We start from the raw sequence: 13,259 nt of genomic DNA, 5'->3' as shown, positions 1-13,259 counted from the left end.
GTATTTCCAACCAAAGGGATCGAGCCGAATGAGCGTGATGGTCAAGGAAAGCCCGATCAGCGAAACGGACATGATCGCCGAGGCCGAAAAGGCGCTGGCCGACATTTCCAGGATCCGCGACGGGGTCGGCCGGGTAATCTTCGGCCAGGAGGCTGTCGTCGAGCGCACTTTGGTGGCGCTGCTGGCCGGCGGCCATGCGCTGCTGGTCGGCGTTCCCGGCCTTGCCAAGACCAAGCTGGTCGAAACGCTGGGCGTCGTGCTCGGCCTCGATTCGCGCCGCATCCAGTTCACCCCCGACCTGATGCCGTCGGACATTCTCGGCTCCGAGGTGATGGAGCAGGACGAGACCGGCAAGCGTTCCTTCCGCTTCATCTCCGGGCCGATCTTCGCCCAGCTGCTGATGGCCGACGAGATCAACCGCGCCTCGCCGCGTACCCAGTCGGCGCTGCTGCAGGCCATGCAGGAGTATCACGTCACCATCGCCGGCGCCCGCTATGACCTGCCCGCACCTTTCCATGTGCTGGCAACGCAGAACCCGCTGGAGCAGGAAGGCACCTATCCGCTGCCCGAAGCCCAGCTCGACCGCTTCCTGATGCAGGTCGATATCCTCTATCCCGAAATCGAGGCCGAGCGCCGCATCCTGCTGGAAACCACCGGCATCGAGGATGCCAAGGCGCAGAACGTGCTGCAGCCGGCCCGGCTGAAGGAGATCCAGACGCTGATCCGCCGCATGCCGGTGCCCGAAAGCGTCGTCGAGGCGATCCTCACCCTGGTGCGCTCGGCGCGTCCCGGGCAGGGCAATGCCGAGACCGACAAACATGTCGCCTGGGGCCCCGGCCCGCGCGCCAGCCAGGCGCTGATGCTGTGCACACGCGCCCGCGCGCTCTACGACGGACGGCTGGCGCCCTCGGTCGACGATGTGCGGGCTCTGGCCGAGCCGGTGCTGCAGCATCGCATGGCGCTGACCTTCGCGGCCCGCGCCGAAGGCACCAGCGTGCGCGACGTGGTGGCGAAACTCGTGAAAGGGATTTGATGGCGCGTATCGGCGAGGTCCAGGCTCCGGCAGCGACGCGCGACGCGCTCGCCCGTGGCCGGTTGCGGGCTTCGCTTGTGCCCGACCTGCTGGTCGAGGCGCGGCGCATCGTCAACACCGTGATCGCCGGCTGGCATGGCCGCCGCAAGCGCGGCATCGGTGAGAATTTCTGGCAGTTTCGGCCCTATGTCGAAGGTGATTCCTCGCGCATCGATTGGCGCCGCTCGGCCCGCGACGACCACACTTATGTGCGCGACCGCGAATGGGAGGCCGCCCATACGGTATGGCTGTGGGCCGACCCCTCGCCGTCCATGCTTTACAAATCGACCGGCGCCAGCGTCTCCAAGCAATCGCGTGCGTTGGTGCTGGCGCTGGCCATGGCCGAATTGTTGTCGCGCAGCGGCGAACGCATCGCCTGGCCTGATCTGACCGACCCCTTCACCGCCCGCAGTGGCGCCGAGCGCATCGCCGCCCAGCTCATGCATGCCGGCGACCTGCCGGCAAAGCCCAACCTCTCCGACATCAGGCGCTTCTGCGACATCGTCATTGCCAGCGATTTCCTCGATCCGGTCGAGGAAACGATGGAATGGCTCGACGTGCTCGCCCGCCACGGCGTGCGCGCCCATCTGATCGAGGTCGCCGACCCGGCCGAGGAGACCTTCCCTTATGCCGGCCGCACCGAGTTCACCGATCCCGAGACCGGAGACAAGCTGACCGCCGGACGCGCCGAAATGCTGGGCGACGAATACCGCCTGCTCTACGCCGCCCGCCGCCAGGAGCTGGCCGCATGGTGCAAGCGGCTCGGCTGGAGTTTTACCGTCAACCACACCGATCGGCTGGCGTCCGACGCGCTGGTGCGCCTCCACATGGCGATGACCGCCGATGGCGGCTATGCCGGTAGCGGTCGTGCTGGTCAATTCGGGCCGACCGGTGCTGGCGCTCGTGCCGGCATGATCGCCACTGGCGATCAGCCAGGAAAGGTGGTTGGCGCATGAACTGGCTGCCGCTCTCCTTTGGCGCTCCCATGGTGCTGTGGGGCCTGCTGGCGCTGCCGGTGATCTGGTGGCTGCTCAGGCTGACGCCGCCCAAGCCGCAGGCCGAGATCTTCCCGCCGCTGAAGATCCTGGCGCGCGTCTTGAAGCGCGAGGAGACGCCGCATCAAAGCCCCTGGTGGCTGACGCTGCTCAGACTGCTGATGGCCGGCCTCATCGTCGCCGCTTTGGCCGAACCGGTCTTCAACCCGCGCGAAAAACTGCCGGCCGAGGGTGCGGCCCTTGCGCTGGTCATCGACAATGGCTGGGCGAGTGCCGCCGACTGGAACAAGCGCGTCGCCACCGCCGAGCGGCTGATCAAGGACGCCGGCTCGAACGGCGTGCCCGTCATCATCGCCTTCACCGCCGAAAAACCCAACGCCGAGATCGGCCCCTTCGATGCCGCCGCCGCACTCGACCGGCTGCGCGCCGCCAAGCCGCGGCCGATCCCGACCGACCGGCCCGCCGTCTATGCCCGCGTCGCCGGCGTGCTGGAGAATTTGCCCGGCGCCAGCGTCGCCGTGCTGGCCGACGGCCTGGCGGCCAAAGGCGACGAAGCCGCCTTCAACACGCTCTTGTCGAAGAATGCCGCGCGCGTGGTGTGGGCAACGGCCGACCGCCTTTCGCTGACCGGGCTTACCGCCGCCGACAACCAGGTCGACGGTTTCGCGCTCACCGCCATCCGCGCACCGGGCGATCCGGCGCCCGCACAGGTCACCGCCGGCGCCTTCGACGACAAGGGCCGCCGTATCGCCGATGCGACGCTGACCTTCGCGCCCGGCGAAGCCACCGCCACCGGCACCATGGGGGTGCCGTTCGAGCTGCGCAACGACTTCGCCTCGATCGCGCTCGACGGCGAGCGCCAGGCGGGTGCGGTGCGCGTGCTCGACGAAAGCTCCAAGCGCCGCCGCGTCGGGCTCTTGTCGCAGGCCGAGGCCGACCAGGCGCAGCCGCTTCTGTCGCCGCTCTACTACATCAGGCGCGCGCTGCAGCCCTTCGCCGACCTGGTTGAACCCTCCAGCGCCGATCTCGCCGACGCCATCCCGCAGATCCTCGACCAGAAGCCGGCTATGATCATCATGGCCGATATCGGCACCATTCCCGCACAGGTCCGGCAAAGGCTGGTCGACTGGGTCGACAATGGCGGGACGCTGGTGCGTTTTGCCGGCTCGCGGCTGGCCGCCGCCGGCAATGACGACGATCTGCTGCCGGTCCGCCTGCGCACAGGCGAGCGTTCGCTCGGCGGCGCGCTGTCCTGGACATCGCCGCAGCCGGTCACCGAATTTCCCAAGGCCGGTCCCTTCGCCGATCTGGCGCCGCCTACGGAGGTCACCGTGAGCAGGCAGGTGCTGGCCGAACCGACACCCGACATCGTCGAACGCACCTGGGCCGCTCTTGCCGACGGCACGCCGCTGGTCACCGGGCTGAAGAAAGGCAAGGGCACGCTGGTGCTGTTCCATGTCACGCCGGAGGCAACCTGGTCGAACCTTCCGATCTCGGGCAGCTTCGTCGAGATGCTGCGCCGTATCGTGCAGCTGTCGCGCAACCAGGGCGCGGCGATCGCCAATGCCGAAGCCGCCGCCACGTCGCTGGCGCCCTATCGCATGATCGCCGCCGACGGCTCGCTGGTGCCGCCGACGCCGGATGCGCGGCCACTGGTGCCGGGCGCCGGCGTACCGGTGACCTTCGAGAACCCGCCTGGCCTTTACGGCTCGGAGACCGGCGTCTTCGCCCACAATCTGCTCGATGCCGCAAGCACGTTCGTGCCGCTGGCCCGCCCGCGCTTGACCGTTCCGGTCACATCAATCCAGTACGCCTTCGATGAATCCCGAAATCTGAAGGGTTCGCTGGTCACGGCCGCGCTGGTGCTGATGCTGCTCGACACGCTGGCGGTGTTTTGGATGGGCGGGCTGTTCTCGCGCCGGCGGCGCCGTGCCGGCGCGGCGGCCACCACCGCGGCCGTCCTGATCGCGCTTGGCGCGCTTTTCGGGCACGCCGATTTCGCCCGCGCCGATGATGCCAAGCCAGGCGACGAAGCGGCCATCGCGGCGATTTCGAAGACCCGCATCGCCTATGTGCTGACCGGCGTGCCGGGCGACGATTCGATCAGCCGCGCCGGGCTCGAGGGCCTGACCCGCTTCCTGATCGAGAAGACCGCGCTGGAACCCGGCGAGCCGGCTGGCGTCGACATCGCCAAGGACGAGTTGTCCTTCTATCCCCTGATCTACTGGCCGATCGATCCGGCCGCACCCATGCCGAGCCAGGCCGCGATCGCCCGCATCGACGCCTATATGCAGCAGGGCGGCACGGTGCTGTTCGACACGCGCGACCAGTTCGCCAACGGCATCGGCGCCGATTCCACCAGCCCGGCGACCGAGCGGCTGCGCGACATCCTCGGCAACCTCAACGTACCGCCGCTGGAGCCGGTGCCGTCGGACCACGTGCTGACCAAGTCCTTCTTCATCCTGCCGGAATTCCCCGGCCGCTTCAGTGGCAGCCCGCTCTGGGTCGAGGCCTCGCTCGACGCCAGCAATGCCGACAACCGGCCGGTGCGCACAGGCGACGGCGTCTCGCCGATCATGATCACCGCCAATGATTTCGCCGGCGCCTGGGCGGTCGACGAGAACGGCGACCCGCTGCTGCCGACCGTGCCGGCCGATCCGATGCAGCGCATCTACGCGCTGCGCGCCGGCGTCAACATCATGATGTACATGCTGACCGGCAACTACAAATCCGACCAGGTGCATGTCCCCATCCTGCTCGAACGGCTGGGGCAGTAAGCCAAATGAACTGGTCGATCTCTTTCGAACCGCTGATCGCCTGGCCTCTGCTGGCCTTGGTGCTGGTGCCGCTCGCGCTGCTGGCACTCGTCGGCCTGTGGTATCGCCAGCGCGGCGGTGTCCTGCGCTTCGTCGCCCTGCTGGCGCTGGCCGCCGCTTTGTTCAATCCGGTGTTCCTCAACGAGGAGCGCGAGCCGCTGAAGAGTGTCGTCGCGCTGATCGTCGACCGCAGCCAGAGCCAGGACATTGGCGACCGCACCAAACAGACCGACGAGGCGCTGGCCGGGCTGCAGCAGCGTCTTGGCCGCTTCAAGCAGTTCGACGTCCGCGTCGTCGAGGCCGGCAAGTCCGATGCCGCCGAGGAGCGTACCGAAACACGGCTGTTCGGTGCGCTGGAAGGCGCCTTCCGCGACGTGCCGCCCTCGCGCATCGGCGGCGCCATCATGATCACCGACGGCGAGGTGCATGACGCGCCCCCCGGCGCGCCCGACTTCAACGCCCCGCTGCATGCCTTGATCACCGGCAACGACCACGAAAAGGACCGCCGCATCCGCTTCGAGAATGCGCCGCGTTTCGGCATCGTCGGCAAGCCGCTCGACATGACCTACCGTGTCATCTCGACGGAAAACGAAACCGGCCCGGTCGATGTGCGCGTCTCGGTCAATGGCGAGCAGGTCTCGGTCGAGCACGCCACGGTCGGCCAGGCCATGCCGCTGCAGGTGACCATTCCGGGCGCCGGGCGCAACATCATCGAACTCGCCATCGATCGCGAACCGGGCGAGCTGACCGACACCAACAACCGCGCCATCGCGCTGGTCGACGGCATCCGCGAGAATTTGCGCGTGCTGCTCGTTTCGGGCGAACCGCATGCGGGCGAGCGTACCTGGCGCAATCTGCTGAAGTCCGACGCCTCGGTCGATCTCGTCCACTTCACCATTCTGCGGCCGCCCGAAAAGCAGGACGGCACGCCGATCAACGAATTGTCGCTGATCGCCTTCCCGACGCGCGAACTGTTCGTCGAGAAGATCAAGGATTTCGACCTCATCATCTTCGACCGCTACCAGCACCGTGACGTGCTGCCGATCCTCTATTACGACTACATCTCCGAATATGTCGAAAAGGGCGGCGCGCTGCTGATCGCCGCCGGCCCCGAATATGCCGGCGAGGCTTCGATCGCACGCACGCCGCTGATGTCGGCCTTGCCGGCCATGCCGACCGGCGAAGTGGTCGAAAAGGCCTTCTATCCGCGGCTCACCGACCTCGGCCAGCGTCATCCGGTGACGCGCGGCCTCGACGGTTCGGCCACCGAGCCGCCGCACTGGAGCCGCTGGTTCCGCACCATCGGCGTGCAGAATCCGCAAGGCGAAGTGGTGATGAAGGGCGCCGATAACCGGCCGCTGCTGCTGCTCGACCGCAAGGGCGAAGGCCGCGTCGGGATGCTTCTGTCCGACCAGGGCTGGCTGTGGGCGCGCGGCTTCGAGGGCGGCGGCCCGCATGTCCAGCTCTACCGGCGCATCGCCCACTGGCTGATGAAGGAGCCCGAGCTCGAGGAAGAGCGGCTGACCGCCGAGGGGCGCGGCATGGTGCTGGAGATCCGCCGCCAGACCATGGCCGACGATCCAGGCCCGGCGCAGATCATCACGCCCTCCGGCAAGACGGTGACCGTCAAGCTCGACAAATCCGAGCCCGGCGTCTTCCTCGGCAGCGTCCAGACCAACGAGATCGGCCTCTTCCAGGTCGCCAATGGCGATCTCACCGCGCTCGCCCATGTCGGACCGGTCAATGCGCCGGAATTCGCCGACGTCATCTCCACCGAAAACCTGCTGAGTGCGCCGGCGGAAGCCACCGGCGGCAGCGTGCGCCGGCTGGCCTCGTCCTCTGCCCTTGGCAGCGACGTGACCTTGCCGTCCATCGTGCCGGTGCGCTCGAGCGGCGAGGCCTCCGGCAGCGACTGGATCGGCCTGCGCACCACGGACGACAGCGTGCTCAAGGCCGTCTCGCGCGTACCGCTGTTCGGCGGCTTCCTCGGCCTCGGCCTGCTGCTCCTGGCGATGGGCTCGATGTGGTACCGCGAGGGGCGGTAGTTCCCTTCTCCCCGTCCCTATGCGGGGAGAAGGTGCCAGCAGACGGATGAGGGGCAGCGCTGGCCTCCGAAGTATTGATCTGAGATTCGATACTAATCAGCCGTTGGCACCATAGCCGTCGGCCCTTCACGTCAAACGGCGTCTGCCGGGGCCCCGTTGCCTGCGGCAACTCCCCAGCGTTCGTGACCTTTCATCGTGCCACTGGCACGATGAATTCGCCGGCGGCGAACCGGCCACTCACTCTTCCGGCTCGGTCGTGAACAGCAGCGGGTAGCCCTTGGCCTTGCCGGCATCGGTGGCGCGCGTCGCCTTGGTCTCGGCGACGTCCTTGGTGAAGACCGCGACGACGCAGACGCCGCGCCGGTGCGCGGTGATCATGATGCGGTGCGCCTGGTCCTCGCTGAGCTTGAACTCGCCCTTCAGCACCGTCACCACGAATTCGCGCGGTGTGAAGTCGTCATTGACGAGGATGACCTTGTAGAGCTTCGGCCGCTCGGTCTGCGGCTTGACCTTGGTTCGCGGTTTTGTGGTGATTTCAGGCATCGGAACCGACAGTTTCGCGATCGGGCTGCCCCGGTATTTTGCCACGGGCGGCAGCGATCGTCCATTTTGATTGGCATGCGGACCGCCGGCGGGCCGGCCCGGTCATTCACAACCATGTGGGAAATTGTCGGGCGCGGTTCAACGGCCCTGGCGGCCGAAGATGCGGCGGTTGGCATCGGCATCGGCCCGGCGTTCCATCCAGGCCGCGATCGGCCATCCGGCAATGCAGACCAGCGTCACGGCAAGAAGCACGATCAGCAGCCATGCCTGGACAGGCGTGATGTAGTCCCAGTTGCTGGAAACTATCGGCGCGAACAGCGAGGGCTCGGTGCGGCCGCTGGCAGGGTCGGGCACGGGGCTGGCGGTGAGCAGAATCAGCACCCTGGCGACACCGGTGGCAACCAGGCCGCCAATCACCATGGAACGCAAAATGGACGAAAGCCGCTTCTTCATGCGGATTGTCCTACACGGCCGGCGTTGAAAACGGGTTAAGTCGGATCGAGGTGGCTGGCTGTGGGCCGCCGGCGTTCAGCCGCTCGATCGGGTGCCTGGCAGAAGGCCGCCCCAGCCGGCTAGGGCTGGAACGGCCTCGATAGAAACTGGCTTCAGAGCCGATCAGGGCTTCTTCGGAGCAACCTTGTCCGTCGCCTTGTCCGTGGCCTTCTTCACGACCTTCTTGGCCGGAGCCTTCTTGTGCTTGACCTTCTTGACGACCTTCTTCACCGGGGGCTTGGCGGTGGCGTCAGCAGCCGGAGCCGGGGTGGTCGTGGTGGCGGCAGCAGCCGGAGCAGCGGTCGTGGTGGCAGCGGCGTTGCCGAGAGCCGGCATCGCGAAAGCGAGAGCGACGGCCAGACCGGTGGCGGAGAGGATGGACTTTTTCATGGCTTTCATTTCCTTTTTATGCTGGTCAAGTTGAGTGTCACTGGACCGGGTCGTTCGGTGTCACTCCAAGCAGCTTCAGAGCGTTGGCGAGCATCCGGATGCCCTGCGCCTGTTTCTTGGCGGCGCAGTACCGGTTGCCCTTTCTCTGAAGTGCCTTTGCCGCGGTGACCTGCGTTGCCGTGGCATGGGTTTCGAGGGCTTCATCAAATTGGTGGCTGAGATTGGCGCACCGTTCGCTCCGGGTGAGCGGCGCCTTTGCATCCGATTGTCCAACAGCGGCAGTGACCAGGCCAAGGCCCAGCAACGCACCCAACAAACTGATCGACAAGCTTGGCATGGTTTTTCCGTGAACCCGGAGATTTTGCGTCGCAGCCGGTAATCTGACCGCCACGGCACCGTTATGCCGCCCTACCTTTTCAGGAGTTTTTCCCGATTGTAGAATTTTGTTTCTGGATTGTGTCTGGCCCGCCCGGGCGATGGGTGTCGCCCAAAAGTGGTCCCGGCTTTGGGAAAACGACACGCATGGAAACAAACAGCTTCAGCACGACCGTGGCTTTCCATGTGGAGAAGACGGAATTCGTTCTCCCTTGAAATCCAAGGCACTGGCCAACATATGGCCCGAATTCTATCGTGTGGCTCACCAGCCAGGAATGACTTGGCTGGCAATCGAAACAGGGCACCTCGTGAAATCCGACGCACACATACTGATCGTCGACGACGACAAGGGCATCCGCGACCTCCTCCAGGAGTTCTTCCAGAAGCGGGGCCTGCACACGTCGGTTGCCGCCGACGGTACCGAGATGGAGGCCGTCCTGCGCCGCTCGCAGGTGGACCTCATCGTGCTCGACGTGATGCTGCCCGGCAAGAGCGGGCTGGAACTGTGCCGTGACTTGCGCGCCCAGTATTCGACGCCGATCATCATGCTGACCGCCGTCACCGAAACCACCGACCGCGTCGTCGGCCTGGAGATGGGCGCCGACGACTATGTGCCCAAACCCTTCGACCCGCGCGAACTCCTGGCGCGCATCCGCGCCGTGCTGCGGCGCAACGGCGCCGCCGAGCCGAAGCGCGCCGCCACCAAGCAGATCTACCGTTTCGCCGGCTGGACGATGGACTGTTCGCGGCGCCGGCTGACGGCGCCCGACGATGTCAGGGTCGAGCTGACCATGGCCGAGTTCAACCTGCTGCAGACCTTCGTCAAGAGCGCCCAGCGCGTACTCACCCGCGACCAGCTCATCGAACTCTCCGGCGGCGACAGCGACTATTCCTTCGACCGCAGCATCGACATCCTCGTCAGCCGGCTGCGGCGCAAGATGGAAGATGATCCGAAAACACCGAAACTGATCCTGACGGTGCGCAGCGGCGGCTACCAGTTCCTGCCCGAGACGACCTCCGAATGAAACGTCTCCTGCCGCAGACCTTGCCTGCCTGGGTGCTGCTGATCGTCATTGCCGGCCTTTTGATCAGCCAGGTCGCGACCCTCTACATTGTCTCGCGCGACCGCGCCGCGGCCAACGACGTGGTCGACCTCTACCGTCTCAACGACCGCGCCTTCTCTTTGGTGCAGCTGATGAGCGGCGCCACGCCTGAGGAGCGCAAGGCAACGGCGGCAGGCCTCTTCAATTCGACTTACGCCCTTACCGTCTCGGACACGCCCGCCGTCACCTCCTCGATCGCCGGCGACGACGAGCTGGCCGAACTCGAGGACATCCTCGTTGGCCGGCTGACGAAGTTCGGCGTCACCGACGCGCGCGTCCGGCGCGATCCCGCGACACGCGAGGCCGACGACGCCAGCACGGTATCCGGCCCCGATATCGGCCAGGTCGAGCGCGACCTTCTGGTACTTGCCGCCGACTTCGCCCAGAGCGACAAGCTGACGGCCTCCTTGCGCTTCGCCGACGGCCAGTGGCTGAACTTCACCGAGCCGATCACGCCCGTCGGCCCGATCCTGAGTTTCGACAGCCTGCCGCTCTATTCGCTGATCGCCGGCCTGGTGGTGATCATGTCGATCTGGTCGCTGCGCCGGCTGACCGCACCATACCGGATGATGGAAACCGCCGTGAACCGGATCGGCAAGGATTTGAAGAGCCCGCCGATCGCCGAATCGGGCAGCCGCGAGGTCCGGGCCGCCGCCAGGGCGATCAACGCCATGCAGACGAGACTGCGCGAATATGTCGAGGACCGCGAACATCTGGCCGCGGCACTCGCGCACGATTTGCGCACGCCGATGACGCGCATGCGGCTGCGGCTCGAACTGTTGCGCAAATCGGCGGTCCGCGAGGCGCTGGCGCATGATCTGGCCGATGTCGAGAGCATCGCCAGTTCAGTGATCGACTTCGCCACTTTCGAGGTGAACGAGGAAAAGACCGAGCGCATCGATTTCTGGTCGCTCGTGGAATCGATCGCCGACCCCTATCCGGAGGTCTCCTTCGACAATGACGACACCCGTTCGCGCGGCCTGATCTGCATGGCGCGGCCCGTGGCGCTCAAACGCTGCGTCACCAATCTGGTGCAGAACGCCGTCACCTACGGCAAGAAGGCGCATCTCAGCCTTTATCGCTCGGACGGCACGATCACGCTCGCCATCCGCGACGAAGGGCCAGGTATACCGCAGGCCCAGATCGATGCCGTGTTCGGCTCCTTCGTGCGCCTGGAACAGTCGCGCAACCGCCAGACCGGCGGCCTTGGCCTCGGCCTCACCATCGCCCGCAACATCGCGCGCGCCGCCGGCGGCGAAATCCACCTGTCCAACCATCCGGATGGTGGGCTGCTGACGGAGCTGCGGCTGCCGCTGGCAGCCTGAGCTCTACCTTCGCAACACCGCGCTCAGCACATCGCGGATGCCGATGGCGCCGACGAAGCGCGACTGATCGTCGAACAGCGCCACCGGTGCGGTCTGCGAGCGATGCATGGCCAGCATGACGGTTTTCAGCGACGTGCCGGGATTGGCCCAGAATACTTGCGCTGCTTCCTCCGACTGGGCCTCGACATCGGCGCAGGACACCCACACCGCAGGCTTGCCGTCGCGTTCGGCCGCCGCCACAAGGCCGTGCTCGTCGATCTTGAAGCGCGTCGTCTTGCGGCGGTCGAGCCACACCCAGCCGTCCTTGCTCTCTTCGAGGTCGCGGCGGTCGCGCATCACGTTCCAGGCGGTCAGAACCGAGAGCGGGTTCACATTGGCGATGAAGTCGCGGACATAATCGTTGGCGGGGCGCAGCACGATGTCTTCCGGCGCGCCGGTCTGCACGATGCGCCCGCCTTCCATGATGGTGATGTGGCTGCCGATCTTCAGCGCCTCTTCCAGATCGTGGCTGACGAAGATGATGGTCTTCTTCAGCTCGGCCTGCAGCTGCAGTAATTCGTCCTGCAGCTTGGTGCGGATCAGCGGGTCAAGCGCCGAGAACGGCTCGTCCATCAACAGGATCGGCGCCTCGGTGGCGAAGGCCCGCGCCAGGCCGACGCGCTGCTGCATGCCGCCCGACAGCTCATGCGCGTATTTCTTCGACCACTGGTCGAGATTGACCAGCTTGAGCTGCCTGTGCACGCGCTCCTTGCGCTCGGCGTCCGGCACGCCGGCGAGTTCGAGGCCAAGCCCGACATTTTCCTCCACCGTGCGCCACGGCAGCAGGCCGAACTGCTGGAACACCATCGCCACCTGCTTCTGGCGCAGCCGCCGCAAGGTCGGCTCGTCGCAGGTGACGACGTCGACGGTTCTGTCGCCGTCCTTGACCAGCACCTGGCCGCGCGACACCACGTTGAGCCGGTTGACGGCCCGAAGCAGCGTCGACTTGCCGGAGCCCGACAGGCCCATCAGCACCGAGATCTCGCCCTCATGCACGGTGAGGCTGGCGCCGGCGCAGCCCAGCACATTGCCGGTCTTCTCCAGGATTTCGGCGCGCGTCGCGCCCTTGTCGATCATGGCCAGCGAGCCGGCCTGGTCGGCGCCGAAGACGATATCGACGTTCTTGAAATCAACGGCGACGGTCATTTCTTGCCTCCAACGCCAATGCGGGTCATTCGGTCGAGCACGATGGCCAGCACGACGATGGCAAGGCCCGCCTCAAGCCCGAGATCGATGCGGCGCGAGCCGAGCGCGCGGTTGATCTCGGTACCCAACCCGCCGGCGCCGATGAGAGCGGCGAACACCACCATCGACAGCGACAGCATGATCGATTGCGTCAGGCCCGCCATGATGGTGGGCAGCGCCGAGGGCAGTTCCACCTTCCACAAAAGCTGGCTCTTGGTGGCGCCGAACGCCTCGCCGGCCTCGATGATCGACTTCGGCACCGAGACGACGCCGAGATGGGTGAGCCGCACGGCCGTCGGGATGACGAAGATGATGGTGACGATGAGGCCGGGCGCGTTGCCGAGGCCGAACAGCGTCAGCACCGGGATCAGGTAGACGAAGGTCGGCAGCGTCTGCATCAGGTCGAGCACCGGCAACATGATGCGGTAGACCTTCGGCTTGTGCGCCGCCCAGATGCCGAGCGGCACGCCGATGGCCATGGCCATGGCGGCAGCGGCGACGACCAGAACCAGCGTCTGTACGGTCTGCTTCCACAGGTTCTGGTTGATGATGAAGATCAGGCCGAGGAAGACGCCGATGGCGAGCGGCCGCGAGCGCTGCAACAGCCAGGCGATTATCGCGATGACCAGCGCCAGCAGCACCGGCGGCACCATCAGCAGCAGGTCGACCAGCCCGTTGAGGATGAAATTGAGGCCATTGGAGAAGGCCCTGAAGATGGTGTCGAAATTATCGGTAAGAAAGCCGAAAAACGCCTTTCCCCAGGCCCCTATCGGGATCTTGTGATCGACCATAAATTGCGAAATCGGATCCATCTTACCCCTCTTCGTCCATGAGCCGTCCCGCTCCCGGCTCGCGCAACGTCATCTTGTCACACGATAT

Annotated in this window: 12 protein-coding genes; 6 read left to right on the top strand and 6 right to left on the bottom strand. The window is 66.0% G+C overall.

Annotated elements, in window-relative coordinates:
* Positions 1 to 28 precede the first annotated feature (28 nt).
* Genes AC1DPX_RS24110 through AC1DPX_RS24095 form a run of 4 tightly spaced genes read left to right on the top strand, consistent with a single transcriptional unit; the run spans position 29 to position 6,928 of the window.
* The gene (locus tag AC1DPX_RS24110) at positions 29 to 1,033 is read left to right on the top strand and encodes an AAA family ATPase (RefSeq protein ID WP_202358196.1); all 1,005 of its coding nucleotides are present in this window, start codon (positions 29 to 31) and stop codon (positions 1,031 to 1,033) included.
* Entirely contained in the window at positions 1,033 to 2,028 is a 996-nt protein-coding gene (locus AC1DPX_RS24105; protein ID WP_477239885.1) for a DUF58 domain-containing protein, read from the top strand. Before AC1DPX_RS24110 ends, AC1DPX_RS24105 begins: the two co-directional genes overlap by 1 nt.
* On the top strand, positions 2,025 to 4,844 hold the full coding sequence (locus tag AC1DPX_RS24100) for a DUF4159 domain-containing protein (RefSeq protein WP_477239884.1): 2,820 nt from the start codon (positions 2,025 to 2,027) through the stop codon (positions 4,842 to 4,844). The genes AC1DPX_RS24105 and AC1DPX_RS24100 overlap by 4 nt, the downstream gene beginning before the upstream one ends.
* Before the next feature lie 5 nt (positions 4,845 to 4,849).
* Entirely contained in the window at positions 4,850 to 6,928 is a 2,079-nt protein-coding gene (locus AC1DPX_RS24095) for a hypothetical protein (RefSeq protein ID WP_202358193.1), read from the top strand.
* 237 nt (positions 6,929 to 7,165) lie between these two features.
* Here AC1DPX_RS24095 and clpS read toward each other — a convergent pair whose 3' ends face one another.
* From clpS to AC1DPX_RS24075, 4 genes are all read right to left on the bottom strand, one after another.
* Positions 7,166 to 7,471, bottom strand: a complete 306-nt coding sequence (gene clpS / locus AC1DPX_RS24090; protein ID WP_477240095.1) for an ATP-dependent Clp protease adapter ClpS — start codon at positions 7,469 to 7,471, stop codon at positions 7,166 to 7,168.
* Positions 7,472 to 7,609: 138 nt separating this feature from the next.
* Positions 7,610 to 7,924, bottom strand: a complete 315-nt coding sequence (locus AC1DPX_RS24085; protein WP_202358192.1) for a hypothetical protein — start codon at positions 7,922 to 7,924, stop codon at positions 7,610 to 7,612.
* A 162-nt stretch (positions 7,925 to 8,086) separates the two neighbouring features.
* Positions 8,087 to 8,353 (bottom strand): hypothetical protein, encoded by a 267-nt coding sequence (locus tag AC1DPX_RS24080; protein ID WP_477239883.1) that lies wholly within the window; start codon positions 8,351 to 8,353, stop codon positions 8,087 to 8,089.
* Positions 8,354 to 8,390: 37 nt separating this feature from the next.
* The gene (locus tag AC1DPX_RS24075) at positions 8,391 to 8,690 is read right to left on the bottom strand and encodes a hypothetical protein (protein WP_019860700.1); all 300 of its coding nucleotides are present in this window, start codon (positions 8,688 to 8,690) and stop codon (positions 8,391 to 8,393) included.
* A 346-nt stretch (positions 8,691 to 9,036) separates the two neighbouring features.
* Between AC1DPX_RS24075 and AC1DPX_RS24070 the strand changes: the two genes are divergently transcribed.
* The gene (locus AC1DPX_RS24070; protein ID WP_202358190.1) at positions 9,037 to 9,753 is read left to right on the top strand and encodes a response regulator; all 717 of its coding nucleotides are present in this window, start codon (positions 9,037 to 9,039) and stop codon (positions 9,751 to 9,753) included.
* A complete protein-coding gene (locus tag AC1DPX_RS24065; RefSeq protein WP_202358189.1) occupies positions 9,750 to 11,156 on the top strand; it encodes an ATP-binding protein in 1,407 nt (468 codons plus the stop codon). The genes AC1DPX_RS24070 and AC1DPX_RS24065 overlap by 4 nt, the downstream gene beginning before the upstream one ends.
* Positions 11,157 to 11,159: 3 nt before the next feature.
* On the opposite strand, the gene choV is transcribed toward AC1DPX_RS24065, so the two are convergent.
* Together choV and choW are read right to left on the bottom strand one after the other, a co-directional pair.
* Positions 11,160 to 12,341 (bottom strand): choline ABC transporter ATP-binding protein, encoded by a 1,182-nt coding sequence (gene choV, locus AC1DPX_RS24060; RefSeq protein ID WP_477239882.1) that lies wholly within the window; start codon positions 12,339 to 12,341, stop codon positions 11,160 to 11,162.
* Complete coding sequence (gene choW, locus AC1DPX_RS24055; protein WP_202358187.1) at positions 12,338 to 13,192, bottom strand: choline ABC transporter permease subunit; 855 nt, start codon at positions 13,190 to 13,192, stop codon at positions 12,338 to 12,340. The genes choV and choW overlap by 4 nt, the downstream gene beginning before the upstream one ends.
* Positions 13,193 to 13,259 lie beyond the last annotated feature (67 nt).

The sequence above is a fragment of the Mesorhizobium sp. 01N446 genome (genome assembly GCF_056399285.1).
This window is presented reverse-complemented; position numbering and strand designations above follow the sequence as displayed.